5 tRNA genes are annotated in these 526 nt (G+C 51.1%); all 5 read right to left on the minus strand.

Annotated elements, in window-relative coordinates:
- Positions 1–33 precede the first annotated feature (33 nt).
- The 5 genes from QM810_RS09340 to QM810_RS09360 all read right to left on the minus strand — a co-directional run bounded on the left by QM810_RS09340 (position 34) and on the right by QM810_RS09360 (position 473).
- A tRNA-Ser gene (locus tag QM810_RS09340) sits at positions 34–123 on the minus strand.
- Between the two features lie 7 nt (positions 124–130).
- Positions 131–202: transfer RNA gene (locus QM810_RS09345), tRNA-Glu, on the minus strand.
- 14 nt (positions 203–216) lie between these two features.
- A tRNA-Ile gene (locus tag QM810_RS09350) sits at positions 217–290 on the minus strand.
- 34 nt (positions 291–324) lie between these two features.
- A tRNA-Gly gene (locus QM810_RS09355) sits at positions 325–395 on the minus strand.
- A 5-nt stretch (positions 396–400) separates the two neighbouring features.
- Positions 401–473, minus strand: a tRNA-Val gene (locus QM810_RS09360).
- Positions 474–526: the final 53 nt, after the last annotated feature.

A 526-nucleotide genomic window follows, 5' to 3' on the forward strand; every position in this document is an offset into this window, starting at 1 on the left:
CGAGCTGCTCCATCCCGCGTTAATAATAAATAAAGGAGGATGTGGGATTCGAACCCACGCACGCTTTTACACGCCTGACGGTTTTCAAGACCGTTCCCTTCAGCCGGACTTGGGTAATCCTCCATCAAAATAGTCCGTACGGGATTCGAACCCGTGTTACCGCCGTGAAAAGGCGGTGTCTTAACCCCTTGACCAACGGACCATATTTATAAAAAATGGGCACGAGTGGACTCGAACCACCGACCTCACGCTTATCAGGCGTGCGCTCTAACCACCTGAGCTACGCGCCCAAGTTAAAAACTTGGTATTTGAACAAAAGTTCAAAGCGGGTGACGAGAATCGAACTCGCGACAACAGCTTGGAAGGCTGTAGTTTTACCACTAAACTACACCCGCTTAAATGGGAGTTAACGGGATCGAACCGCTGACCCTCTGCTTGTAAGGCAGATGCTCTCCCAGCTGAGCTAAACTCCCTCGAGCTAAGCGACTTCCATATCTCACAGGGGGCAACCCCCAACTACTTCCGG

Origin of the sequence: Streptococcus infantis (assembly GCF_047464155.1) — a bacterium.
Taxonomy (GTDB): domain Bacteria; phylum Bacillota; class Bacilli; order Lactobacillales; family Streptococcaceae; genus Streptococcus; species Streptococcus infantis_U.